Origin of the sequence: Pseudomonas sp. OVF7 (assembly GCF_030644265.1) — a bacterium.
GTDB classification, from domain to species: domain Bacteria; phylum Pseudomonadota; class Gammaproteobacteria; order Pseudomonadales; family Pseudomonadaceae; genus Aquipseudomonas; species Aquipseudomonas gorinensis.
On record NZ_CP128996.1, the window covers coordinates 1,476,718 to 1,501,813 of the forward strand.

At 61.5% G+C, this 25,096-nt stretch carries 21 protein-coding genes, 4 tRNA genes and 1 pseudogene; 8 read left to right on the forward strand and 18 right to left on the reverse strand.

Annotated features, from left to right (window positions below; translation table 11 throughout):
- Positions 1–73 precede the first annotated feature (73 nt).
- Positions 74–1,813: a dipeptidase gene (locus tag QU606_RS06515; RefSeq protein ID WP_069075594.1), complete on the forward strand. Its 1,740-nt coding sequence runs from the start codon at positions 74–76 to the stop codon at positions 1,811–1,813.
- 213 nt (positions 1,814–2,026) lie between these two features.
- The gene (locus QU606_RS06520; RefSeq protein WP_304998245.1) at positions 2,027–3,763 is read left to right on the forward strand and encodes a dipeptidase; all 1,737 of its coding nucleotides are present in this window, start codon (positions 2,027–2,029) and stop codon (positions 3,761–3,763) included.
- Positions 3,764–3,863: 100 nt separating this feature from the next.
- Here the strand turns inward: QU606_RS06520 and QU606_RS06525 are convergent.
- The 4 genes from QU606_RS06525 to QU606_RS06540 all read right to left on the reverse strand — a co-directional run bounded on the left by QU606_RS06525 (position 3,864) and on the right by QU606_RS06540 (position 4,277).
- Positions 3,864–3,939: transfer RNA gene (locus tag QU606_RS06525), tRNA-Gly, on the reverse strand.
- Between the two features lie 3 nt (positions 3,940–3,942).
- Positions 3,943–4,018, reverse strand: a tRNA-Glu gene (locus QU606_RS06530).
- Positions 4,019–4,123: 105 nt separating this feature from the next.
- Positions 4,124–4,199 (reverse strand) — tRNA-Gly (locus tag QU606_RS06535).
- A gap of 2 nt (positions 4,200–4,201) precedes the next feature.
- A tRNA-Glu gene (locus tag QU606_RS06540) sits at positions 4,202–4,277 on the reverse strand.
- Positions 4,278–4,635: 358 nt separating this feature from the next.
- Here QU606_RS06540 and QU606_RS06545 point away from each other — a divergent pair.
- Both QU606_RS06545 and QU606_RS06550 read left to right on the forward strand, forming a co-directional pair.
- Positions 4,636–5,406 carry a hypothetical protein gene (locus QU606_RS06545; protein WP_024074338.1) on the forward strand — a complete coding sequence of 257 codons (771 nt, stop codon included), beginning with the start codon at positions 4,636–4,638 and terminating at the stop codon, positions 5,404–5,406.
- Positions 5,407–5,520: 114 nt separating this feature from the next.
- Complete coding sequence (locus tag QU606_RS06550; RefSeq protein ID WP_069075592.1) at positions 5,521–6,333, forward strand: alpha/beta fold hydrolase; 813 nt, start codon at positions 5,521–5,523, stop codon at positions 6,331–6,333.
- Positions 6,334–6,369: 36 nt separating this feature from the next.
- Here the strand turns inward: QU606_RS06550 and QU606_RS32825 are convergent, their stop codons facing one another.
- The 4 genes and pseudogenes from QU606_RS32825 to QU606_RS06565 all read right to left on the reverse strand — a co-directional run bounded on the left by QU606_RS32825 (position 6,370) and on the right by QU606_RS06565 (position 10,829).
- Complete coding sequence (locus tag QU606_RS32825; protein WP_370531106.1) at positions 6,370–7,251, reverse strand: methyl-accepting chemotaxis protein; 882 nt, start codon at positions 7,249–7,251, stop codon at positions 6,370–6,372.
- Positions 7,231–8,337 (reverse strand): annotated as a pseudogene (locus QU606_RS32830) (HAMP domain-containing protein); the annotation flags it as partial. The pseudogene QU606_RS32830 and the gene QU606_RS32825, both read right to left, overlap by 21 nt.
- Positions 8,338–8,451: 114 nt before the next feature.
- Positions 8,452–9,864: a PLP-dependent aminotransferase family protein gene (locus tag QU606_RS06560; RefSeq protein ID WP_069075590.1), complete on the reverse strand. Its 1,413-nt coding sequence runs from the start codon at positions 9,862–9,864 to the stop codon at positions 8,452–8,454.
- Positions 9,865–10,067: 203 nt separating this feature from the next.
- Positions 10,068–10,829: an SDR family oxidoreductase gene (locus tag QU606_RS06565; protein WP_024074333.1), complete on the reverse strand. Its 762-nt coding sequence runs from the start codon at positions 10,827–10,829 to the stop codon at positions 10,068–10,070.
- A 227-nt stretch (positions 10,830–11,056) separates the two neighbouring features.
- Between QU606_RS06565 and QU606_RS06570 the strand changes: the two genes are divergently transcribed.
- Positions 11,057–12,064 carry an NADP-dependent oxidoreductase gene (locus QU606_RS06570; RefSeq protein ID WP_024074332.1) on the forward strand — a complete coding sequence of 336 codons (1,008 nt, stop codon included), beginning with the start codon at positions 11,057–11,059 and terminating at the stop codon, positions 12,062–12,064.
- A gap of 62 nt (positions 12,065–12,126) precedes the next feature.
- Here QU606_RS06570 and pyrF read toward each other — a convergent pair whose 3' ends face one another.
- A complete protein-coding gene (pyrF, locus tag QU606_RS06575; RefSeq protein WP_069075589.1) occupies positions 12,127–12,825 on the reverse strand; it encodes an orotidine-5'-phosphate decarboxylase in 699 nt (232 codons plus the stop codon).
- A 260-nt stretch (positions 12,826–13,085) separates the two neighbouring features.
- Between pyrF and QU606_RS06580 the strand changes: the two genes are divergently transcribed.
- Complete coding sequence (locus QU606_RS06580; protein ID WP_041161131.1) at positions 13,086–13,850, forward strand: response regulator; 765 nt, start codon at positions 13,086–13,088, stop codon at positions 13,848–13,850.
- The gene (locus QU606_RS06585) at positions 13,850–14,884 is read left to right on the forward strand and encodes a HAMP domain-containing sensor histidine kinase (protein ID WP_069075588.1); all 1,035 of its coding nucleotides are present in this window, start codon (positions 13,850–13,852) and stop codon (positions 14,882–14,884) included. The genes QU606_RS06580 and QU606_RS06585 overlap by 1 nt, the downstream gene beginning before the upstream one ends.
- A 31-nt stretch (positions 14,885–14,915) precedes the next feature.
- On the opposite strand, the gene QU606_RS06590 is transcribed toward QU606_RS06585, so the two are convergent.
- The 9 genes from QU606_RS06590 to QU606_RS06630 all read right to left on the reverse strand — a co-directional run bounded on the left by QU606_RS06590 (position 14,916) and on the right by QU606_RS06630 (position 22,779).
- Positions 14,916–15,977 carry an AI-2E family transporter gene (locus QU606_RS06590; protein WP_024074328.1) on the reverse strand — a complete coding sequence of 354 codons (1,062 nt, stop codon included), beginning with the start codon at positions 15,975–15,977 and terminating at the stop codon, positions 14,916–14,918.
- 72 nt (positions 15,978–16,049) lie between these two features.
- Complete coding sequence (locus QU606_RS06595; RefSeq protein WP_024074327.1) at positions 16,050–16,868, reverse strand: DUF4892 domain-containing protein; 819 nt, start codon at positions 16,866–16,868, stop codon at positions 16,050–16,052.
- A 114-nt stretch (positions 16,869–16,982) separates the two neighbouring features.
- Positions 16,983–17,837 carry an alpha/beta hydrolase gene (locus QU606_RS06600; protein WP_102624107.1) on the reverse strand — a complete coding sequence of 285 codons (855 nt, stop codon included), beginning with the start codon at positions 17,835–17,837 and terminating at the stop codon, positions 16,983–16,985.
- Positions 17,834–18,637 (reverse strand): alpha/beta fold hydrolase, encoded by an 804-nt coding sequence (locus tag QU606_RS06605; protein WP_024074325.1) that lies wholly within the window; start codon positions 18,635–18,637, stop codon positions 17,834–17,836. Before QU606_RS06605 ends, QU606_RS06600 begins: the two co-directional genes overlap by 4 nt.
- Before the next feature lie 97 nt (positions 18,638–18,734).
- Positions 18,735–19,178, reverse strand: coding sequence for a hotdog fold thioesterase (locus QU606_RS06610; protein WP_024074324.1), 444 nt, complete (start codon positions 19,176–19,178; stop codon positions 18,735–18,737).
- A gap of 30 nt (positions 19,179–19,208) precedes the next feature.
- Positions 19,209–20,864, reverse strand: a complete 1,656-nt coding sequence (locus QU606_RS06615; protein WP_168232878.1) for an AMP-binding protein — start codon at positions 20,862–20,864, stop codon at positions 19,209–19,211.
- Between the two features lie 85 nt (positions 20,865–20,949).
- Positions 20,950–21,399: a phosphohistidine phosphatase SixA gene (sixA, locus tag QU606_RS06620; RefSeq protein WP_024074322.1), complete on the reverse strand. Its 450-nt coding sequence runs from the start codon at positions 21,397–21,399 to the stop codon at positions 20,950–20,952.
- Positions 21,396–21,743, reverse strand: a complete 348-nt coding sequence (locus QU606_RS06625) for a DUF4389 domain-containing protein (protein WP_024074321.1) — start codon at positions 21,741–21,743, stop codon at positions 21,396–21,398. The genes sixA and QU606_RS06625 overlap by 4 nt, the downstream gene beginning before the upstream one ends.
- 10 nt (positions 21,744–21,753) lie before the next feature.
- On the reverse strand, positions 21,754–22,779 hold the full coding sequence (locus QU606_RS06630) for an NAD(P)H-dependent glycerol-3-phosphate dehydrogenase (RefSeq protein WP_024074320.1): 1,026 nt from the start codon (positions 22,777–22,779) through the stop codon (positions 21,754–21,756).
- A 195-nt stretch (positions 22,780–22,974) separates the two neighbouring features.
- Here QU606_RS06630 and QU606_RS06635 point away from each other — a divergent pair, with 195 nt between their 5' ends.
- Positions 22,975–25,095, forward strand: coding sequence for a TonB-dependent siderophore receptor (locus tag QU606_RS06635; RefSeq protein WP_069075585.1), 2,121 nt, complete (start codon positions 22,975–22,977; stop codon positions 25,093–25,095).
- Position 25,096 lies beyond the last annotated feature (1 nt).

Here is a 25,096-nt window from a genome sequence, read left to right on the forward strand (position 1 = left end):
AGTGTGTGGAAATGTTTCTGACAGATCGATCAGAAACGTCCTACTCACTACCTGCAAAGGAATGCGTCCCTCCATGCACTTTCCACTTAAGCAATTGGCCGTTGCGACCCTGTTCGCGGCCAGTCTTTCGGCCTTTACTTCGCCCGCCTTCGCCAACATCACCGCGCAGCAGAGCACGGCGATTCTCAAGAGTTTCAGCGAAACCTCCGTCACCGATTTTCGTGGTTTCCTCGGTACCCTGGCCAAGGGCGAGCTGGGCAAAACCAGCGACGTGGGCCCGGCTATCAGTGCATTTCTCGACAACAAGCCCCTCACCGCCGAGCAGCAAAACGAAATCCATCGCCTGCTGGGTATCTACACCCGCGTGAAGTACGGCAAGGCCGCCCTCGAAACCCTGCGCGAGCTGGTGGAAATCCCGACGTTCAACGTGGATGGCCTGCCGCAGTACAAAAACCCGCAATTCCTCAAGATCGCCGACAAGCTCCAGGGCCTGGCGAAAGCCTTCAACCTGAGCTTCCGCAATGTCGACAACCGCGTGTACGAAATCTCTCTGGAGGGCAGCGGCGATGAAGTGGTCGGTATTCATGCCCACGCCGACGTAGTGCCAGTCACGCCAGAAAACTGGGTACTCAAGGACGGCACAAAGCTCGATCCGTTCAAGGTCACGCTGATTGGCGACCGCATGTATGGCCGCGGCACCGAGGATGACAAGAACGGTATTGTGGTGGCGATGTATGCGATGAAGGTGATCAAGGAAGAGAAACTGCCACTGGCGCGCAATTTCAAGCTGCTGGTGGACACCACCGAGGAAACGTCGGGGGATGCGATCCCGTATTACTTCGAGCGCAACCCGACGCCGCAGTACAACCTGGCACTGGATGGCGGTTACCCGGTGGTGATTGCCGAGAAAGGCTATGGCACGGTCATGGCCACCTTCCCGCGTCGCAAGGGTGAAGGCAAAGGCGCGGAAATCATCTCGATGACCGGCGGCATGGCCACCAACCAGATTCCGTCGGCTTCAGTCGCCACCCTGGTCAGCGACAAGCCGGCCGAATTGGCCGCCAGCCTGCAAAAGGCCGGGGCTGAATACGCCAAGCGCAACGGCGGCGATTTCGAGGTCACCGCCAAGGTCGACGGCAAAGACGTCAAGTTGACCGTCACCGGCGTGTCCGCGCACTCGTCCGAACCGGAGTCCGGCGTCAACCCGGTGGCGCGCATGCTGGAATTGATCCACAGCGTCGACGGCACGATCGCCCTCAAGCACAACCACATCACCGACGCCGCGCGGTATGCCTCGGATAACTGGGGCCTGGATTACCTGGGGGGCAAGTTGGGCGTAGGTTTCGCCGATGACTTCATGGGCCCGCTGACCACCTCGCTGACGTTTGTCGGCCTGGATGACAAAGCCTTCAAGCTGGCGGTGAACCTGCGTGTGCCGAAGGGCAAGTCGCCGGAAAAACTCAAAGCCGAGATTGCCGACAAGCTGAGCGCCTGGGACAAGAAAACCAAAGTCAAAGTGGACTTCACCTACTCAATCGCCGAACCGATGTACCGCAACCCCGAAGGCGAGTGGGTCAAGGCCCTGCTGGCGGTGGCCACCGAAAACCTGGGCATGGAACACAAGTTCGGGACCTCGGCCGGCGCGACGTCGGTGCATGAGCTGCCGAACGGCGTGCAGTTCGGCTTGGCGCGCCCGGAAGTGAAATACACCGGGCACACCGACAACGAGTTCAAGACCGTCGACCAGTTTTTGCTGGACCTGCAGATCGTTACCGAAATGATGGGCCGCATCGGGCAACTGCCGAAGCTCTGACCCCCCTCGGATCCGCCGTCCTGGCGGGTCCATCGCGCTGGCTGCCTGGCTGCGCACAAATAAAAACGCCGCCCTTGACCGAGCGGCGTTTTTGCATGGGTAAGACGCTCGTAGGAAACATCTCATTTTGTTTTGAGCACCCGTCCTTCTACCTCACGGTGTTAGCTTCGGCAGGCAATCTCAACTGCCTACGAAGATAGGAGTGCCACAACAATGAAGTCATCACTTAAGCACCTGCTCATCGCTGCCCTGGTAGTCCCCCTTGCAGCATTCACCCTGCCCGTACAGGCCAATATTTCCCCGCAACAAAGCCGCGCCATCCTCACGCACTTCAGCGAAACATCGCCCACTGACTTCCGTGAGTTCCTGAGACAGCTGGGCGTGAGCGCCCCACCCATGAGAAGCGACCTCGGCGCGGCAATCAGCGGCTTCCTTGACGGCAAGGCACTTTCCACTGCGCAGCAAAACCAGATTCATCGCCTGCTTGGCCTCTATGCCCGATTGAAGTACGGCGACGCCGCCATTGGCACCCTGCGCGAACTGGTGGCCATTCCGACATTTCGTGTGGAGGGGGTTGCCCAGCACGATAACCCCGAATTCATCAAGATGGGCAACACACTCAAGACGTTGGCAGAATCATTCAACCTCTCCTTTCGCAACATCGACAACCGCGTTTTCGAGGTCTCGCTCAACGGCGCCGGCGATGAAGTCGTGGGCATTCACGCGCATGCCGACGTCGTGCCTGCCAATCCGCAGGACTGGGTATTGGAAAACGGCACCCGGCTCGACCCATTCGAGGTTTCCCAGGTCGGCAACCGCTTGTATGGCCGAGGCACGGAGGACGACAAGAATGGCATCGTGGTGGCGCTCTACGCCATGAAGGTCATCCAGGAGGAGCGGCTACCGCTGGCGAGAAACTTCAAGCTGCTGGTCGATACCACTGAGGAAATCGCCGGCGATGCAATCGCCTACTACTTTGAACGCAACCCCACGCCCCACTACAACGTGGCTCTGGATGGCGGTTATCCGGTGGTCATTGCCGAGAAAGGCTATGGCACTGTCACCGCGAACTTTGCCCGACGCACCGCACAAGGCGACGGCGCCGAAATCATCTCCATGACCGGAGGTCTCGCCGCCAACCAGATCCCGCTGACCTCGGTTGCCATACTGTTGGGGGAAAATCCGATTGAATTGGCAGCCCGCCTGCAAAAGGCGGGTAACGAATATGCGAGGCGCAATGGCGATAATTTCAACGTAAACGCCCAAGTCGTCGGCAAGGAAGTCCAACTGACCGTTACCGGCGTGTCCGCGCATTCATCAGAACCCGAATCCGGTGTGAACCCCGTCTCCAGGATGTTGGGCTTCATCCACAGCCTGGACGGGAACATCGCACTCAAGCAAAACCATATTTCCGATGCCGCGCGTTACGCTGCCGACAACTGGGGGCTGGATTACCTGGGAGGCAAACTGGGTATTGGCTTTTCGGACACTTTCATGGGGCCTCTGACTACATCACTGACCTTCATCGGAATGAACGAAAAGACCTTCACGCTGACGGTCAACCTACGCGTACCAAAGGGAAAACGTTTGGACGTGCTGAAAGCCGAGATTGCCGACAAGTTGGGCGCCTGGAGCACGAAGAACGCCATTGCAATGGACGTGGACTACTTGATGACCGAACCGATGTTCCGCGACCCCGAGGGTGAGTGGGTCAAGGCTTTGCTGGACGTAGCCAGCGAAAACCTCGACATGCCGCGAAAATTCGGCGCCTCTGCCGGCTCAACCTCGGTGCATGACCTACCCAACGGCGTGCAGTTCGGCCTGGCCAGGCTCGACGTTAAGTACACCGGCCACACCAATAAAGAGTTCAAGACGGTCGACCAGTTCTTGCTGGATCTGCAGATCGTTACTGAAATGATGGGGCGTATCGGGCAGTTGCCGAAGCTCTGATAGCCGAATGAGGCCGCCGCGATGGCGGGCTTTTTCGGCCGGCATAAATCCCACGCAAACAAAAACGCCGATCATCACTGATCGGCGTTTTCATTGAATATGGAGCGGGAAACGAGACTCGAACTCGCGACCCCGACCTTGGCAAGGTCGTGCTCTACCAACTGAGCTATTCCCGCAAATGGCGTCCCCTAGGGGACTCGAACCCCTGTTACCGCCGTGAAAGGGCGGTGTCCTAGGCCACTAGACGAAGGGGACACGCTACTGAAACACATGGTGTGTATTCCAGTGCCCAGAGGCCTCACCCGAAGATGTGGTCCTGGTTTCACTCAGTGCCGCCCGAGGGCAACACTGCTTAAAAATTGGAGCGGGAAACGAGACTCGAACTCGCGACCCCGACCTTGGCAAGGTCGTGCTCTACCAACTGAGCTATTCCCGCATTGGCGTCCCCTAGGGGACTCGAACCCCTGTTACCGCCGTGAAAGGGCGGTGTCCTAGGCCACTAGACGAAGGGGACACACGTACAACATTCACTCCCTACCGCGTTTCGCTGTGTGCTTTACGCTGTAAGTGGCGCGCATTCTATGGATGGATTGAAAGGTCGTCAACCCCCAAGGATAAATTTATTTAAATCAATGACTTCGCCCCCGTTTACCGGCCTGCTCAGGCATTCTGCCCGTCCGCCCCTTGACGCCTATATTCTGACGCCCTACAAGACGCTATAGTTCGCTCCAGCAAATGATGGCAATGTGCATCCATGCAGGGAGCGCTGACCTATATAGAAGAAACTACCTGGGCAACTGGTCGAAGAGTCCTATCCGTCGGTTGTTCCAGTCACTACACTCAACAGCAAACCCTATAAAGAGGTCACACCGGTGACACCACTCATGATCACCCTGCTGGTAATAGCCGGGATCGTAATACTGATCGCCATTGGCTACATGAACCACGTGGTGGAAAACAACAAACTGGAAAAGAAGCGCACCGAGATCGAACTCAATGATCGGCTGCGTCGCTGCGGTGAAATCACCGAGACTTTCCCTGGCCAGTTGATGACCCCGGCGCTCAAGTTGTTGCTGACCCGCCTGGAACTCAACGTCAACCAACGCCTGTTGCACCTCAATAGGACCAACGCCGCGGTCAAGGCACGGATCGCCGAGCTCAATGCCCTGGTGGCCCAGGGTGAGTCGATTCCAGTCAACAACCCGCCCGCCCCGATCCAGACCGAAACCAAGGCCAAGGACGTGCGTTTCCTGCTGGAAGCCCTGCACGGCCAGGTGACCCGCGCCGCCCAGGATGGTTTCCTGCCGACCAACGAGGCCAAGCACTGGATAAAGGAAATTCGGCATATCCTGGTGCTGCTGCATATCGAGTTCTTCAATAACCTCGGCCAGCATGCCTTGCAGCAAGGCCAGCCGGGCCAGGCACGCCTGGCCTTCGAACGTGGCGTACAGTACCTGCGCAAACAGCCCGAACCGGTGCTGTACAGTGCGCAGCTGCAATTGCTGGAGTCGCAGCTGGCCCGCGCCAACTCCACGGTGCTGACCAACAGCAAGCCTGCCGAAGACGAAGTCAACGAACTGACGGAAGGCCTGAAAGTCGTCGACGCCGACGCCGAGTGGAAGAAGAAAGTCATCTACGACTGATCCCCACCGCCATGTGGCGACCGCCGTCGCCACATGCCATCACTTTGTACCTATCCCCCCGCTCTCGACTAGCGTAAAAAAGTGCCCCTCACTCCGTGAAGTTAGAGGCCTGCTATGCCTGTCGCCGTGATTGATGGACAACCGCTGCACTATCTCGACCTGGGTACCGGCCCAGCGGTGCTCCTGGGTTCAAGCTACCTGTGGGATCGCGATATGTGGGCGCCGCAGATTGAAGCCCTGTCGCAACAGTACCGCGTGCTCGTCCCCGAACTGTGGGGGCACGGCGAGTCGGGCCCGCTGCCCGCGTCAACCCGCTCCCTCGACGACCTGGCGCGCCAGGCCCTGGCCCTGCTCGACCAGTTGGAAATTGCCCAGGTCAACCTGGTCGGCCTGTCGGTCGGCGGCATGTGGGGCGCACGCCTGGCGTTGCAGGCACCTGGGCGCGTCAACAGCCTGGTGCTGATGGACACCTACCTCGGCGCCGAGCCCGAAGCCACGCGCCAGTACTATTTCTCGCTGTTCAAGATGATCGAAGACACCGGCGCGATCCCCGAGCCCTTGCTGGATGTCATCGCGCCGATCTTCTTCCGCCCCGGCATCGACCGCGAATCCGCGCTGTACCAGGACTATCGCAGGGCCCTGCAGTCATTCTCCCGGGAACGCCTGCTGCACAGCATCGTGCCCCTGGGCCGGCTGATCTTCAGCCGCTCGGATGTGCTGGAGCAATTGCCACGCCTGGATGCCGACACCACCCTGGTGATGTGCGGCGAGCAGGACAAACCGCGCCCACCCGCCGAGTCCGACGCCATGGCCAAGTTGATTGGCTGCGGCCTGACCCTGATCCCAAACGCCGGGCATATCTCCAGCCGGGAGAATCCGGACTTCGTCAATGAAGCCCTGCTGACCTTCCTCGCCAACCACGCCTGATTGCCCTGCCCTTTGATCGCCTCCAGCACGCGGCGATCAAAGGCGGAAGTGCCCCACCATCCCCTTCAGCTCCGCCCCCAACTGCGCCAGCTGGATGCTCGACGCGGCGTTGCCTTGCATACTCAATGCCGATTGATCGGCACTCGCGCGGATGCTGGTGACACTGCGATTGATCTCTTCGGCCACCGAGCTCTGCTGCTCGGCAGCGGCGGCGATCTGTTGGTTCATCTGCTGGATCAATGACACCGCGACGGCAATGCTGCCCAAGGCGCTTTCGGTTTCCAGCGCATCGCTCACCGCCAGTTTCACCAGCTCGCCACTCTGCTGGATCTGCTGCACCGACGACTGCGCCGCAGCACGCAGAGTGCTGACCAGACGCTCGATTTCCTCGGTCGACTGCTGGGTGCGCTTGGCCAGCGCGCGCACTTCATCGGCCACCACCGCAAAACCACGGCCTTGCTCGCCGGCTCGGGCCGCTTCGATTGCCGCATTCAAGGCGAGCAAGTTGGTCTGTTCGGCCACGCTTTTGATCACGCTCAACACCGTGCCGATGTTCTGGATTTCCGTACTCAGGCTGTCGATGCTGGCACTGGCATGGGCGCTGGAAGTGGCCAGCAACTCTATGCGCTGCAAACTCTGGCGTACCACCTGCTGGCCACTGTCGACCTTGTCATCCGCCGTCTGCGCCGCTTGTGCAGCCTCCTCGGCGTTGCGCGCCACATCGTGCACCGTGGCGGTCATCTGGTTCATCGCGGTCGCCACTTGCTCGGTTTCTTCCTTCTGGCTGCTGACCTCGACGTTGGTCTGCTCAGTCACGCTGGATAACGTATGCGCCGAACTGGCCAGTTGCTCAATACCCGCCTGCAACCCGCTGACCATATGGCTAAGGCCATTGCCCATCTGCTGCATGGCCTGCATCAGTTGGCCGATCTCATCGCGGCGATCAACCTCCATGCGCCCACTCAGGTCTCCGGCGGCAATCTGCTGGGCCACCGCAATCACACTGCGCAGCGGCGCCACGATCAACCGGGTGATCACCCAGGCAGCGATCAGCCCCACCAACAATGCCAAGGCTGACGAGCCAACGATCAACATCGCGCTTTCCTTCAGTTGCGCCTGCATCGATTGGTCTTCGGTGGCGTAGGCCTGGTTGACTCGGCTGACCACTTGATCGGCGCGGTCATGCAACTGCTTGTAGACCACCTTTTCCTGGGCCAGCAGGCCGGTGTATTCACCGAGCTTTTCACTGAACGAGGCAATATGCCCGGACACTTCGTTAAGCACCGTCTGGTAACCCGGGTCCTTGACCGAAGTTTTCAGTTGTTCGACCTGGGCCAGGGCCTGGTCGGCCTGCTCGATCTTGCCCTGCTGAGAGTCATCGGCGTCGGCCTTGCGGCTCTGGTCGAGGCGCACATGGGCTTCGTTCATGGCTTGCAACATCAAGCGCGAGACCTGGCTGACCTGCCCCGCCTGCTCGATAAACTCGGCACCTTCCTTGCCCTGGCTCTCCTTGAGACCATACGCGCCATCGTCCGCCAGGCCGGCCTGCAACACGTCGAGGTTATTGGCCACGCTGGACACCGACCAAGTGGCCATTTCCAGGGCCAGGTCCTTGGTTTGGGTCAGCTCGACAAACTCATCGAATGCCTTGCGATAAGCCGCCAGGGCCTGCTCCACATCGGTCATCACTGGCACATTGGCGGCGGACTCTGCCTTGAGCCTGGCCGCCAGCGCCGCCAACGCGTCGACGCTCTCATGCAGGGCATCGACAGCCTTGGGGTCGGCGTGCAGCGCGTAGTCCTGCTCGATCAAGCGCACCTTGAACAGGCCGTTGTTGAGCGAAGACATTGCCTTGAGGCCTTCGAAACGCTGGCCAACGGTTTGCAGGGACCACACACCGATGGCCGCCACCAAAGCTGTCAGCAGCAGGACAAGAAGGAAGCCCAAGCCCAGTTTTTTCGCCATACCGAGGTTGGCGAAACGTCGTTGCACGGCCGAAATCATTGCACTTGAATCCTCTTGCAATGGCAGATGCCATAAGCCCGGTTTACAAGAAGCGAGATTCGCAACCCCAAGGCATTGAGCACAAGCTGTTGGCGCCGGAATAATGGCAAAAAGCTACACGCTCGTCGTTTTCAGAATGGTCGAGGTCGATCTGGTAGGGCCCAAGGCGCGGAATAACGCAAGTGCCCGTTGATCATCAGCATAGGCCACATTGATGCGCAGCCACTCACTGGATTCACCCGTCGGGTTGAACAGCGCCCCCGGTGACAACAAGACGCCGAACTTGCGCGCATATGCCTGCAGCCGCGAACGATCCGCCACGGCAGGCCGCACCCACAGGAACATCCCGCCGGCCGGCACGGCAAACACCTGCCATTCCTCATCCTCCAGTACCTGCAAGGTGGCGGTCATCTGCGTGCCCAGGCGTTTGCGCAGGCGCTGCACCCACTTGCGGTAGGTACCATTGGCCAGCAACGTGGCCACCACCGCCTCGGCAAAGCGCGAAGTACCGATGCCGGTCAGGGTCTTGAGGTGAGCCAAGCGGGCAATGAGCGCGGTGCTGGCGCTGAGGTAGCCCACCCGCAAGGCGCTACTGAGGGTCTTGGAAAAACTCGAGACATAGATGACCCGGTCATCATGGGGCAGCGCCGACAGTCGCGTGCAGCTGGCGTGTTGCAGGTCGCCGTAGACATCCTCTTCGATGATCAGGAAATCCTCGCGGCGTGCCAGTTCGAGCAAACGCTCGGCGACCGCGCGGCACAGGCTGGTGCCGGTGGGGTTGTGATAGAGGCTGTTGATGAACAGGCACGTGGGGTGATGCCGTTGCAGCAGCGCCTCCAGCGCCGGGATGTCCGGGCCGCCACGGGTCCGAGGCACTTCCAGCAACGTGACGCCATGATGCGCCAATTGGCGATAGAGGTTGCCATAGCCTGGGGTCTCGACCACGACGGTGTCGCCCGCCTTGAGCAAGGTGCGTATCAACAGGTCCTGGGCATGGCTGGCGCCCTGGGTGGTGAGAATGCGATCGAGGCTGGTGGCCACGCGGATCTGGGTCAGGCGCTTGAGCAACTGCTCGCGCAACGCCGGCAACCCCAGCGGCGTACTGTAGTTGAACAAACCGCCGGTATCGGTGCGACAGATTTCGCGAATCGCATAGCTGATGTCATCACTTTCGCGCCAGGCGTCCGGCAACCAGCCACACCCCAGTTTCAGTTCACCCAATGGGCTATCGGTAAAGTCCCCCCATTCCCGTTCCGCGCCTTCATACCAGTGGTATTCGTGGACGGTGGGAGGACGCGCGACCACGAACCCCGCCCCCTGTTTCGAGGCCAGCACCCCTTGGGCCACCATGCGTTCGAATGCCTCGATGACACTGGACTGGCTGAGCAAGTTGTCGAGGGCCAACTGGCGGATGGACGGCAAGCGGGTACCGGGGCTGACCCCGCTCTTGCGAATCCATTCCGCCACCGCACTGACGATTTGCTGCACCACCGGTACAAGGGCTTGTCGATCGATCCCTAAATCCATGAGCCACTCACTTCAACTGTCTGTTATTCAACCTCAAACAGTTAAGCACAGAAGCCCAGCCAAACCGGCCGACAACTTTTATTAAAGTATTGATTTTATTAGCTTATTTACCTGGTGATACACATTCACACGCGGCGCTTTGCCAGCTCTGGAAACGCCCCACAGCGCCTCATGCCTTTTCGAATGGCGCGCTGCACGGAGTCCTAGATTGCCGTCGCGCCACCGTCCACCGCGAGCGCATGGCCAGTTGTGAAGGCAGCCCCATCACTGCACAGGTACAACACGGCGCTGGCGATTTCCTCGACCTTGCCGATGCGCCCTACCGGATGCATGGCCGCTGCAAATTCGGCTTTGCGCGGGTCGGCTTCATAGGCACGGCGGAACATATCGGTATCAATCACCGCCGGGCATACCGCGTTGACACGAATTTTCTTTTTCGCATATTCGATGGCCGCCGACTTCGTCAGGCCGATCACCGCATGCTTGGAGGCAGCGTAGATGCTCATCTTCGGCGCCGCGCCCAACCCCGCCACCGATGCGGTATTGACGATCGCACCGCCGCCCTGGGCCAGCAGCAACGGCAGTTGGTACTTCATGCACAGCCAAACCCCTTTCACGTTGACGCCCATGATGGCGTCGAACTCATCCAGGCTGCCGTCGGCCAGCTTGCCCTTCTCGATCTCGATGCCCGCATTGTTGAAGGCATAGTCCAGGCGGCCATACACGGCGACGGTCTGCGCCATCAGTTGCTGCACATCCGCTTCAAGCGTGACGTTGCAACGCACAAACAGCGCTTCACCACCGGCCTGCCGGATCAGCTCGACGGTGCCCTCGCCCCCTGCCACATCCAAGTCGGCTACCACGACCTTCAAGCCTTCACCTGCGAATGCCAGGGCGGTCGCGCGGCCGATACCGGCGGCGGCGCCAGTGACCAGGGCGACCTGGCCGGAAAACGTCATGCTCATGGAGGATGTCCTTTGGGAAAAGTTACCGTGGGACGAGTCTAGCCAACAGCCGGATAGGCGCGTCAGCACTATCAGAAGGCCGGTTGAGGCTGTATGCGTCGCAGTGATAAGGCGTCGCGGTGCACTATCATCACGGCCTATCGACGGGCATTCGCCCGCCTCGGACAACCTTGCTTCCAGGCCATCTTGGGTCTATCACTCAGGTTCATTTCTAAAGAGCCCTTGCCATGACCGCCCAGACCAACCGCCAGTTCCTGCTTGCCAAACGCCCGGTCGGCGCAGCCACGCGGGAAACCTTCACCTACCAGGAAGTGCCCGTGGGCACGCCCCAGGAGGGGCAGGTGCTGGTGCACAACGAATACCTGTCCCTCGACCCGGCCATGCGCGGCTGGATGAATGAGGGCAAATCCTACATTCCCCCCGTCGGTATCGGCGAAGTCATGCGTGCGCTGGGCGTGGGCAAGGTGATTGCCTCGAACAACCCGAACTTTGCAGTGGGGGACTACGTAAACGGTGCCCTGGGCGTGCAGGATTACTTTCTGGGCGAGCCGCGTGGTTTCTATAAGGTCGACCCGCAACTCGCGCCCCTGCCCCGCTACCTCTCGGCACTGGGCATGACCGGCATGACCGCCTACTTTGCCCTGCTGGACACCGGCGCGCCCAAGGCTGGCGAAACGGTGGTGATCTCCGGCGCGGCCGGTGCGGTCGGCAGCATTGCCGGGCAGATTGCCAAGATCAAAGGCTGTCGCGTGGTAGGCATTGCCGGCGGTGCCGACAAGTGCAAGTTCCTGGTGGATGAGCTGGGCTTCGACGCCGCCATCGACTACAAGAACGAAGACGTGCCCGCCGCTCTCAAGCGCGAGTGCCCCAAAGGCGTGGATGTGTATTTCGATAACGTCGGCGGCGATATTCTCGACGCCGTGCTCAGCCGCCTGGCACTCAAAGCCCGCGTGGTGATTTGCGGTGCCATCAGCCAGTACAACAATAAGGAGGCCGTGAAAGGCCCGGCCAATTATCTGTCATTGCTGGTCAATCGCGCGCGTATGGAAGGCTTCGTGGTGATGGACCATGCGGCGAACTTTGCGGCGGCCGGGCAGGAAATGGCCAGCTGGATGGCCCAGGGCAAGCTCAAGAGCAAGGAAGATATCGTGGAGGGGCTGGAGACATTCCCGGAGACGCTGATGAAGCTGTTCAACGGGGAAAACTTTGGCAAGTTGGTGCTCAAGGTCGACTGATCGACAACCGCTGTAAATATGGGAAGGGCTTGCCCCCTCCCATATTTTTGATCGGTGACTGATCAGGCGATCTCGGCCACTACCGCCGCCAACGCTTTGGCCGGATCGGCTGCCTGGCTGATCGGACGGCCGATCACCAGGTAATCAGAGCCTGCATCCAGTGCCTGACGCGGCGTCAGGATACGACGCTGGTCATCCTGGGCACTGCCCGCCGGGCGAATGCCCGGGGTCACCAGTTGCAGCGACGGGTGAGCGGTCTTCAGGGCCTGGGCTTCCAGCGCCGAGCAAACCAGGCCATCCAGGCCGGCTTTGTCGGCCAGGGCGGCCAGGCGCAGCACTTGTTCCTGAGGCTCGATGTCCAGGCCGATGCCGGCCAGGTCTTCACGCTCCATGCTGGTCAGCACGGTGACACCGATCAGCAACGGTTTGGGGCCGCTGCGCTGTTCCAGCACTTCGCGGCAGGCTGTCATCATGCGCAGGCCGCCGGAGCAGTGCACGTTGACCATCCACACGCCCATTTCAGCCGCAGCCTTGACCGCCATCGCAGTGGTGTTGGGGATGTCGTGGAATTTCAGGTCGAGGAACACTTCGAAGCCTTTGTCACGCAGGGTGCCGACAATTTCCGCGGCGCAACTGGTGAAGAGTTCCTTGCCGACTTTGACCCGGCAAAGCTTCGGGTCCAACTGATCAGCCAGCTTCAGTGCGGCGTCACGGGTGGGGTAATCCAGGGCGACGATGATAGGAGTCTGGCAGACGGACATTGGAATAGGCTCTCAGGCAAGTCGAAATCGGCGCGGATTGTAGCGCAAGCGGCGCCGTTGCGGGATCCGATGATCGGTAAATACTGACCAGGCGCCGTCGGACAGGCCTTTTCGGCGAATTATTTCAAAGCCGATACATTCACGACATGCCCTCAACACGCCCCAAGGCTAGGCTCGCCCGCACGACCCACCGTGCAGCACTTCCAGCCATGGGGCTGGGCGCCTATGCTGACCGCTACAACCAGGCAGATGATCGCACTATGCATACCCCTTCGGCTTCTGTGAACGACGAGCAAAAAAGCGCGGTGATCGCCGATGAAAAGCGCTGGAATACCCGAGCGCTGATCGTAGACGACGATGTGCCGATCCGAGAACTGCTGATCGACTATCTGGCGCGTTTCAATATTCTCGCCAGCGGCGTGACCGACGGCGCCGCGATGCGCGTGGCCATGCAAGCGGAAACGTTCGACGTGGTGGTGCTCGACCTGATGCTGCCGGGCGAAGACGGCCTGTCGCTGTGCCGCTGGCTGCGCGCCGAATCGGATATCCCGATCCTGATGCTCACCGCCCGCTGCGAACCCACTGACCGCATCATCGGCCTGGAGCTGGGCGCCGACGACTATATGTCCAAGCCGTTCGAACCCCGTGAGCTGGTCGCGCGTATCCAGACCATCCTGCGCCGGGTACGCGATGACCGCACTGAGCAGCGCGCCAACATCCGCTTCGACAGTTGGCGCCTGAACAGTGTGCTGCGCCAACTGGTGGCCGACGATGGCCTGGTGGTACCGCTGTCCAACGCCGAATTCCGCCTGCTGTGGGTATTTATCGAGCGGCCGCGTCGGGTGCTCAGCCGCGAACAATTGCTGGATGCCGCCCGTGGGCGCTCTATCGAGGCGTTTGATCGCAGCATCGACTTGCTGGTTTCACGCCTGCGCCAGAAGCTGGGCGATGACCCGAAGGCACCGCAATTGATCAAGACCGTGCGCGGTGAAGGCTACCTGTTCGACGCGCGGGATATCGGCTGATGCGCAACACCTTCAACACGCTGTTCGGCAGGCTGTTCGGCGTGTTGCTGATTGCGATTGTGCTGGCCCATGGCCTGGCGTTCTTTTGGTTTCACCACTACGGCCCGCCGCCGCCACCGCCTGCAGAAACCTTCGTGCAGCAGCCCGATGGCACGATGAAGCCCCTGCACAAGCATCGTCGCCCGTGGTTTGGTGGCCCGGTGGTACCGCTGACGTTTCAGTTCATCTCGTTGATCATCGCGGCCTGGTACGGCGCCAAACTGTTGAGCCGACCGATCCAGCGCCTGAGTGCGGCGGCCGAACGCTTGAGCCTCGACCTCGACAGCCCGCCCCTCGACGAATCCGGCCCCAGGGAAGCCCGACAGGCGGCATCGACCTTCAACCTGATGCAAAAGCGCATTCGCGAGCAGGTCAGCCAGCGTGCACGCATGCTCGGCGCGGTCTCCCATGACCTGCGCACCCCGCTGTCACGCCTCAAGCTGCGCCTGGAGCAGATCGAAGACACCAAGCTGCAAGGCCAGATGCGCCAGGACCTGGACGACATGATCGGCATGCTCGACGCTACCCTGAGCTACCTGCATGAACAGCGCACCAGCGAAACCCGACATTGGCTCGACGTCCAGGCACTGGTGGAGTCCCTCAGCGAGAACGCCCAGGACCAAGGTTCCGATGTGCAGTTTGCCGGCACCTGCGCGCCTTTGCAGGTGCAGCCCATGGCGCTGCGCTCCTGCCTGAACAACCTGATCGACAACGCCCTGCGCTACGCTGGCACGGCGCGTGTGGAACTGCAGGATAGCCGCGAGGCCCTGATTATCCGCGTGATCGACCACGGGCCGGGGATTGCGGCGGATAAACGCGAAGCGGTGTTCGAACCGTTCTATCGGCTGGAAGGCTCACGCAACCGCAACTCCGGCGGCGTCGGCCTGGGGATGACAATCGCCAAAGACGCGGTGGAGCGCCTCGGCGGCCGCCTGAGCCTGGAAGACACTCCGGGCGGCGGCCTCACCGCCGTCATGTGGCTCCCCCGCCGCTAGGGGGAGTTGAAGCCGTAGCGACTGCAAGCCTCTACAGCGTTTTGTCATCACGCCGCCCCTGGGCCTGGGTCGCGCTCCAATCCATCAAGAGGCTGTACGCCACCGCCAACAGGGTCGGGCCGATAAACAGGCCGATAAAGCCAAAGGCGATCAACCCGCCGAACACCCCAAGCAGCACGATAACCAGCGGCAGGTTGCCGCCACGGCTAATCAGGTACGGCTTGAGCACGTTGTCCACGCCGCTGATGATGAACGTGCCCCACACGCCGAGGAACACCGCATACGTGTAATCGCCCTTCCACGCCAGCCAGGCCGTGGCCGGAATCCACACCAGCGGTGGCCCCATGGGGATCAGGCTGAGCAGGAAGGTGACAATACCCAATACCAGTGCGCCCGGCACACCGGCGATCAGGAAGCCGATCAGCGCCAGCAACGCCTGGGCGGCGGCGGTACCGATTACGCCGTTGACCACGCGCTGCACGGTGCCAGCCACCAACTCGATGTAATAACCGGCACGGTCACCAATCAGGCGCTCCAGCAAGCGGTGCACGAACATCGCCAGGCGCGGCCCATCACGATAGAAAAAGAACACGAACACCAGGCTCAGGGTCAGCTCCAGAATGCCGCCGCCGATCTGCGCACTGCGCGCCAGCAGCCAATTCCCGACCTGCCCCAGGTACGGCTTGAGGCTGACCATCAGCGCCGCGCCCTGCTGGTCAATGCTGTCCCACATCGCCACCAACCGCTCGCCGACAAACGGGATCGAACCCAGCCAGGTCGGCGCCGCGGGCAAACCGTCGACCTGAATATCCTTGATCAGTGCCACCGCATCACGCACATGGTCCGCCAGGTTGAACCCGAGCCACACCAATGGCACCGCCACCAGCAGCATCCAGCCCAGGGTCAGGATGCCGGCGGCCAGGGATTCACGACCGCCGAGCCAACGGGTGAGCAGACGCATCAGCGGCCAACTGGCAAACGCCAGCACCGCGCCCCAGAACAGCGCCGACCAGAACGGCGCCATCACCCAGAAGCTGGCACCGAACAGCACCAGCAGCAGGATTTGCACCAGCAGGCGATCGTTATTGAGCATGGGGTATCTCTAGCAAAAGGCTGTAGGAGGAGAGCTTAGGCGAACGGCACGGGTCCGTTCGCCCTGTTACGGTCAGCGTATCAGATGCAGGTGCAGACCCTTGGCTTGATCCGTGCCGGTCTCCAGCCGCGTAGCCCGCACACCGCTGTCAACCAGGGCCTGGCGCCACGCTTCGGCAGTAGGGCCGGTCAAACTGACACGCAAGGTGGTGTCGAGGTTCAACCCGCGGGATATCAAGGTCAACCAGGTGGCGTCAGGGTCTGTGCCCAAGGTCGGGAAGTCCAGTTCGCCGGTGCTTTTCAGCTCTCGCAACAGCGTGGCGGAGGTTGGCAGCAGCTCGCCGAGCGGTGCGCCGGCGTCTATTTGCTCGACATGCAGATAAGCCCGGCGATTGCCCCGGGTGATGCCGTACAGCGCCACGAGGGAGTTTTCCTGCGGGGCGGCCAGGCGCAAGAGCAGGTACTCCTGCTGGCCGTCGGCGCCGACCAGCTTGGCATTGCCGAACACTTCATTGGCCCACAGGCTGCTTTCGCCGCAATCGCGGGCCTGGCACCAGAACAGCAGTTGCGCGCCCTTGGCCTGCAAGGCTTCGCGCGTGGCAGTGAAAGCGGCGCTGGAGGTGTGTTCGGCGGGTAGTTCATAGGTGATCGCCGTGGTTCGCCCGCGGGCAGTGGCCTGGCCTTCGTAGCGCAGTTGGCCGCTGATCTTGCGGATCGCGCCCATGGGGTAGATGCGTTCCTTTTCTTCAGCGGGGCGGTAATCGACGATTTGCGCATCAACCTGGCGGGACACGGCAGGTAAATCCTGGCTTCCCGGCACATCGGCGGCGAACACCAAGGGGCTGAAACAGCACAGGCCGAGGGCACGGATACATCCTTTACGCAGGCTCATCGGATCGGCAAGCCCTGGCCATCGGAGGTCACAGCAGTTTCAAGATCGGTGTTGAGATCGTACATGGTTGACTCCCTTTCAATCCGCCCAGCCTCGGCAGTTGCCCGCGCCAAGTCAAGGCGCGTGGAAGAACCGATTGAAACAGTCTGCAACAAGGACCGCGCCCGGCTCATCATTCAGGTGTAAATGATGGCCTCCCGGCAGCGTTGTGACCGTAAAGGGTAGTTGAGAAAGCAATTCGGAATGTTTCGCCAGCATGCCGTCAGCCGCGACCACCAATTGCGTAGGGCAACTCACTCTGCGCACGAACGCCATCGCCTGCTCATCAGTCAGACGCATCGGCGACGCCAGGGTCAGGCGGCTGTCGGTACGCCACGTGTAACCGCCCGGCACCGGCATCAAACCGCGCTGGGCCAGCAGTTCCGCGGCTTCGCGGCTGACAGCCACCACCCCTTTCATGCGCGCCTCGACCGCACGCTCCAGGGTGCTGTAGACCGGTTTGCGCTTGTCCCGCAGGTTCAGTTGCGCCTGCAACGCCATGCCCAGGCGCTCAGCGGCATTCTCGCCACTGGCGGTCGGCGGGATCACGCCGTCGATCAACCCCAGGTGCGTCACGCGCTCCGGCAAGGCGCCGGCCAGTACCAACGAGACGATGGCGCCTAGAGAGTGGCCAAGTAATGCAAAACGTTTCCAGCCCAGTTGCTCGGCGACTTGCAGCACGTCAAAGACATAATCCCACAAGGCATAACCGGCTCCGACAGGGCGATGCGCCGAATGCCCGTGCCCGGCCATGTCCAGTGCGACGATGCGCAAGCCCTGCAGCTTCGGCGCCAACCGCGCAAAGCTGTTGGCATTATCCAGCCAGCCATGCAGGGCGATCACCGGCACGCCATCCTCGGGGCCGAACAGGTGCGCCGCCAATTCGATATGCGGCAAGCTCAGGCGAACCTCTTCGACCGGCGTACTCATGCGCAACTGCGCTCGCGGGTCTGCCAACGAGTGAACAGGTTCTTGATCAAGGTTGCAGTGTCCTGGGGGCGTTCAAGGGGAAACATGTGGCCGCCCGGCATGGTGAGCATTTCACCCATGGGCAAGCGGTCGACGCCGCTGGCATGGTGACGCATCACCACCCGGCTCTGGCGACCGCGCACCACTGCCAAGGGCACTTTCAACTGGCGCACCTGACCTGGGCTGGTGTGGGGCACGCCTCGGTAGATGCTGATTTCGGTAGCGGGGTCAAAGCGCAGGCGCAGGCGATCACCCACCTGGTGCAGGCCGTGTTGCAGATAGGCGTCGAAGCATTCCGGGTCGAAGCCGCGAAACAGGGTCTTGCCCGCGAAATAACTGCGCGCGGCCTCCAGGTCTGTGAACTCTTCGCGACGCCCCAGGGTGCGCCCGGCCGGCGTGAGGCGATCGATAAAGCCAAAGCGCTTGGCGGCACGGATCACCCAACGGTCCGCGCGGGTCAGCACTGGCGAATCGAGCATCACCACGCCGCGATACAGCTGCGGGCAGCGCATGGCCGCATGCAAATGCAGTACGCCGCCCAGGGAATGGCCTACCCCCCACACCGGTTCTGGCTGTTGCTCCAGATGGTGGATCAGTTCGTCCACCAGGTTCTGCCAGTTATCGTCCACTGGGAACCTGGGGTCGTGGCCGTGCTGCGGCAGATGGGCCACGGCATATTCCGGCGCCAGGGCGGCAAACAGCTTGCCGTAGGTAGCGGAAGGAAAGCCATTGGCGTGGGCAAAAAACACAGGCTGCGACATACCGGTTCCATCGACAAAAAACAGACACTGATTGTCCCACGCCTGGCCCGGACAGCAATGACCGTAACCGCCAGGAATGATGACACTCACGCCACGCCTATCGCGCCGGCGGGGTCTCGCCCAGGGGCACCACGGCCATGGTCAGGCGCGAGACACAACTGGTCTTGCCTTCATCGTTGGTCAGGCGGATGTCCCACACCTGCGTGGTGCGGCCGATATGAATCGCCTTGGCCACCGCCGTCACCCGCCCGCTGCGCACCCCGCGCAGGTGGTTGGCGTTGACCTCCAGGCCCACGCAATAGAACTTGCTGGCATCGATGCACAGGTAGGCGGCCATGGAGCCGACACTTTCGGCCAGCACCACCGACGCCCCGCCGTGCAGCAAGCCGTAGGGCTGGTGGGTGCGATGGTCAACCACCATGCTGGCGGTCAGGGACTCGTCGTCGAAACTTTCGAAACGAATATCCAGCAACTCACCAATGGTGTTTTTCTGGCTCGCGTTGAGTTGCTCGATATTGGGTTGGGTGCGCCACAGGCTCATACCGTTGTCCTTGTTGGTTTTATGATGGCCCTAATCCTGCCACAGAATCACTTCGGTGCGCTCGCTCCACACCTGAAACTGTGGACCGTAAGTCGATTCAATCACGTTGCGCTTGATCTTCAGGGTCGGCGTCAGAAAGCCGTTTTCTACCGCCCAGGTGTCTTTTACCACCACCAGTTGCCGCAAACGCTCATGTTTGTCCAAGGCCGCGTTGACCTGTTCCAGCCAACGCTCGAGGCTGTCCTGCAAGGCATGGCGCGCATCGGGCTGGCCCACCGTTGACAGCACGCACAGGCCCATGGGCGCGGTAAGGCCGTCACCGACCACACATACCTGTTCGATGCGCGCATGTTCGGCCAGGCGGTTTTCAATCGGTGCCGGGGCTACGTATTTGCCTTTGCTGGTTTTGAAGATTTCCTTGAGCCGTCCGGTCAGGCGCAGGCGGCCGTCGGCGTCCTGCTCCCCCTTGTCGCCAGTGCGCAGGAAGCCATCTTCGGTCAGCACTTCAGCCGTTCTTTGCGCGTCCTTGAAGTAGCCCAGCATGGTCGCGCCACTACGCACCTGCACTTCACCGGCCTGGTCAATGCGCACTTCAACGCCGGGGCAAGGCAGGCCGATCCAGCCGATCTTCTGCTGGCCAGGGCGGCACACATGGGAGTAGCCACAGTTCTCGGTCATGCCATACACCTCCAGCACATCCAGGCCCAGGCGCTGATACCAGCGCAGCAGGGCCTCAGGCACCGGCGCCGCGCCGGAGAGTGCAATGCGCAGCGCGTCGAGCCCCAGGCCGGCGAGGACTTTATGGCCCACGCGCTTACCGATAAATGGCAGGCGCAACAACCTGTCCAGGCGCTTTCCCGGGATCCTGGCATAGACGCCCATCTGGAATTTGGTCCAGATACGCGGTACGCCAAACAATGCCGTGGGCCGCGCCCGACGCAGATCCGTCAGAAAAGTATCGAGGCTTTCAGCGAAATAAACGGTTTGCCCGGTATAGATAGAAGCCATTTCCACAAACATCCGCTCCGCCACATGGCACAGCGGCAGGTAGGACAACAGCCGGTCGCCCTCCCCCAGGCCAAACAACTCAGTGCCGTGCGTAGCGGCAAAGCCCAGGGCGCCGAAGCTGTGCATCACGCCTTTGGGCAGGCCGGTGGTGCCGGAGGTATAAATGATGGTGGCGAGGGCCGAGGCCGGCGGTAGCGGGTCATCCTGGATCGGTGAACAGCCTTGCAGGTCGGCCCAGTGGTAATCAAAGTCGCCGGCCGGGCAAAGCGGCAGGCTGATGGTGGGCATGCCGGCAGGCACGCCGGGAGCCATGGTCGGCCAGTCATCGAGCTTGCCGATGAATACCAGCACGGCCTCGGAATGCTGCAGCACATGGGTAACGGAATCGGCGGTGAGGTTGGGATAGAGCGGCACCGAGACATGCCCGGCCATCCATATCGCGAGGTCAGCGATGATCCAGTGCGCGCAGTTTTTCGAGATCAGAGCGATGTGCGAGCCCTGGGGCAGCTCCCTGGCGCGCAGCCAATGCGCGGCGCAGCGTGCCTGGTGGCCGACATCGCCCCAGGTGAGGGTCTGTACCGCGCCACCCCCGATGGGCTGGACAAGAAAAGGTTGGCGCGGGTGCCGCGCTTCACGTTCGTAGAAGACTTGCAACGGCAAACGAAAAGCGACAGGCATGGGACGCGCTCCTTTGTGATCCGGCGATAGCCAACCAAGCACTTGCTTGGTTGACTATATAGCACACACAAAGCCGCGAGAAAGCCTACGGATTCTTCACACTGACCAGGCTCATCAGCCCCGCCAACGGGAAGTCGCCCTCTAGCTCCGCCAGGCTGGCGGTGTGCATGGGCTGCGGCTGACGCTGATGACCATGCTGCAGAAAGCTGATCAAGCTGCCGACCAGGGGCTGATGGCTGACCAGCAGCACATTGTCATCGCTGTCGAGCTTGTTCAGAACCTCCAGCGGATTGCCCTCCGGCGTGAGCCAAGGCACCGTGCGGATGTCCGCTTCAAAACCCAACGCCTGCCGCACCAACTGCGCAGTTTGCTGCGCCCGCACGTACGGGCTGGCAATGATCGCGTCCACAGGCTGGCCGATCAGGTGCGCCGCACTGCGCAACACCTCGGCACGGCCATGCTCGGTGAGTTCGCGCTCGGCATCGGTACGGGCATGGCCCTCGGCCTCACCGTGACGCAACACCCACAACTTCATAGCTTCGGCTCCTCGTCGCGCACCGGGTGCGGTGCCGGCGGCACGCTGTGGGCGGCTTCACCTTCCGGCGCGCGCGGGGTTGGCCAATCGGCGAACGGCCATGGCTTTTGTTCGGTGTGGAAGCTGCCAAAGCGGCCGATCTGCGCGAGAAACTGGCTGAGGCTATCGCCAAAGTTCATCAGGCCCAGGTTCGGTGCGCCGTAGACCAGGCGGTAAACCAACTGCACCACCACCAGCGCGCCGAGCAGGAACTGCGCCACTTGCCACACCAGGGCAAACACCAGCATCCACAGGATGCGCAAGGCAATGGATTCGTACTTGGGAGCTGCTTTCGGATCGTTCATGACGCGTTCCTCAGTTGAAACCACTGGTGGAAATAAAGTCGACATCGGTTTTCGGCTCGGCGCGCATCAGCAACTCGATGACCTGGTTCAAGGTGCGCCCCTCAAACAGGATCGCATGCAAGCCGGCCACCAGCGGCATATACACCCCGACTTCCTGGGCCTTGGCCTTCAGCACCTTGAGGGTATTGACCCCTTCGGCCACTTCACCCAGGCGTGTGACGGCGTCTTCCAGGCTCAAACCCTGGCCGAGCGCAAAGCCAACCTGGTAGTTACGGCTCTTGGGCGACGAACAGGTGACGATCAAGTCGCCCACGCCCGCCAGGCCCAGGAAGGTCATCGGATTGGCCCCCTGGTTCACTGCAAAACGGGTCATTTCCGCCAGGGCGCGAGTGATCAGCATGCTCTTGGTGTTTTCCCCCATGCCCAGGGCCACCGCCATGCCGGCGATGATGGCGTAGACGTTTTTCAGCGCACCGCCCAGTTCGACACCGAAGCGGTCGCCACTGGCATAGACCCGGAAGGTCCGGCCATGCAGTACCGCCTGGACACGCTCGCAGAGCGCTTCGTCTTCACTGGCGATCACCGTGGCGGTCAGCGCGTGCTCCGCCACTTCCCGCGCCAGGTTCGGCCCGGACAACACGCCAATGCGCGCCTGCGGAGCGATCTCCTCGAGAATTTCGCTCATCAGCTTGAAGGTGTGCGCTTCGATGCCCTTGGTCAGGCTGACCAGCAGCTTGCCCGCCAGGCGCTCGGCATGCGGCGCCAGCACCGAACGCAAGGCGCTGGAAGGCAGCGCGACGAAGCACAGCTCGCACGCCTCCAGCGTGGCCTGCAAGTCGGTAACCGGCTCGACCGCCGGATGAATCTTGATGCCTTTGAGGTAACGGGGGTTTTCCCGATGCACGCGAATGGCCTCGGCCTGCTCGGGATCACGCATCCACTGACGCACCGGGTGACCGTTCTCAGCCAGCAGGTTAGCCACGGCGGTACCAAAACTTCCGCCTCCCAGGACCGCAATAGGGCGCTGTTCAGTCATATGCAATCCGTTAATCCATACCAGTGGCGATGGCGGCATTATACGGGCCGACCCGCTTGCGGCCAGCCCCCGTGTCAATTCGCACGCCTGTCGGAAAATGCCATGCCTGTGTGAAGTAATTGCAAGGGTGGCGACTGGCAAATGGCCCCGCCTCAGTTAACATGGGCGGCTATCCGTAATTATCAAGGCCGTGCCGTGTATTTGGGCCCTCCTCCCCGTTCATCCCTGTGGTGGTTGCTGCTGTTCAGCGGCGCTGTGTGTGCCGACGACCTGTTCCTCGACAGCCAGCCGCTGCCCCAGGTCCTCACCGCCACGCGCCTCAAGCAATCGGCCGCCGCCGTGCCCGGCAGCATGACCGTGATCGACAGCGAGCTGATCAAGGCCAGTGGTGCGCGAGACATCGCCGAGCTGCTGCGGCTGGTGCCGGGGATGATGGTGGGCTACACCACCGGTAACCAGGCGGCAGTGAACTACCACGGCACCAGCGCCAGCGATGCGCGACGCATGCAAGTGCTGATCGACGGACGCTCGGTGTACCGCGCGGGCCTGGCAACCGTGGACTGGAGCGATATCCCGGTGGCCATGGAGGATATCGAGCGCATCGAAGTGTTCCGTGGGCCCAATACGGTCAGTTACGGCGCCAACGCGTTGATGGCCGTGGTCAATATCCTCACGCGCGCGCCGGCCAATAGCCATGGCACGCGGGTGAAAGTGGTTCGTGGCGAACGGGGGATCAACGATTTCTATGCCAGCCAGGGCGTGGGCTGGGAAACCGGTGACTTGCGCCTGTCCATGTCCGGGCAGCAGGACGATGGCTTCGACAGCGATGCCGTGGGCGCCGACCGCCGTGACGGTCGGCGTCTTAACCGCTTCAGCCTGGCGGTCAGCCAGACATTGAACGCGCAACAGAGTATCGACTGGCAACTGAACGCCAAGGAAGGGACCAACCAGCGTCCCTATACCTACACACCTGTATTTGCCGGGATTACCGAAGGCGGTGACAACTCCGACGTCACTGCCAAGGACTATGCCGGCTCGCTGCGCTGGAACTTCGATTTCAACCCCGAGCACAGCCTCTACGTCCAGGGCTCAGCGCAACAATGGGACCGCCGGCAGGTCTGGAAAGCCTGTGACGCCAAGGTGTCGTTCAGCCCGGAGCTGACCCGCCTGTGGCAACTGAACCCCAACTACGCCGAACAGTTGGCCCGGCACATGGACACCTACAGCCAGGGCACCGCTCCGCCCGGTAGCGCCGCCGAGCAAGCCTTGGCCAACGAAGTGCTGAACCAGTGGCGCAACGGCGCCAACCAGAGCGTATGCGGCAATATCGACCAGAGCACCCGCGAAAGCCGCTACGACCTGGAGGTCCAGGACACCCTGAGCCTCTCCGACAGCCTGCGCCTGGTCAGCGGCATGAACTATCGCTACGACCGCGCCGACTCCGACACCTATTTCAATGGCACCCTGGACGACACCACCTGGCGCCTGTTCGGCCAACTGGAATGGCGCGCCAGCGAACACTGGTTGCTGCAAGGCGGTGCCATGTATGAAGACACCCACCTGAGCGGCAACTCGCTGACGCCGCGGGTGGCGGTCAACTACCTGATCAACCCGCGCCACGGCCTGCGCGCGGTGTACTCCGAAGCCATCCGTTCCCCGGACATGTTCGAGAACAACGTCAACTGGAGCTACCGCGTCACCAACCTCAGCTCCCCGACCTACGGGCAGAATTCCGGGCAATACTTTGTAGTGACACGCGGCCCCGGAAACCTCGATAAAGAGCTGATGAAATCACGGGAACTGGGCTATAACGGCTTTTTTGCCGACCTCGGACTGAACATGGACGTGAAACTGTTCTACGACGAAATCACCGACATGATCAGCTCGCCGTTGCGCAATAACCAATACATTGCCAGCAACGCCAACAGTTCGCGGTTTACCGGCGCCGAATCACAGTTCGACTGGCGCATGAGCAACGCCGACCGCCTGCGGCTCACCTACGCTTACGTCGACGCCACCACCAGCAACCCGCGGGACAAGGCGCAGACTGCGCGCAACAGCGGCTCGGCGGGCTGGCTGCGCGAATGGGGGCAAGGCTGGTCCAGCGCGCTGTTCTACTATGGCGACGACGCACTCAACCAATATCGCTTCGAACGGGTCGACCTGCGGGTGGCCAAGCGCCTTGCCCTGGGCAAAGCCAACGTGGAGCTGGCCGGCATGTTGCAAACACGCCTCGACAACCAGCCCACCACCTGGGCCGATAACAATTATGACCATCGCCACGTACTCTACTTCAGCGCGGAGTTAGAGTTCTGAC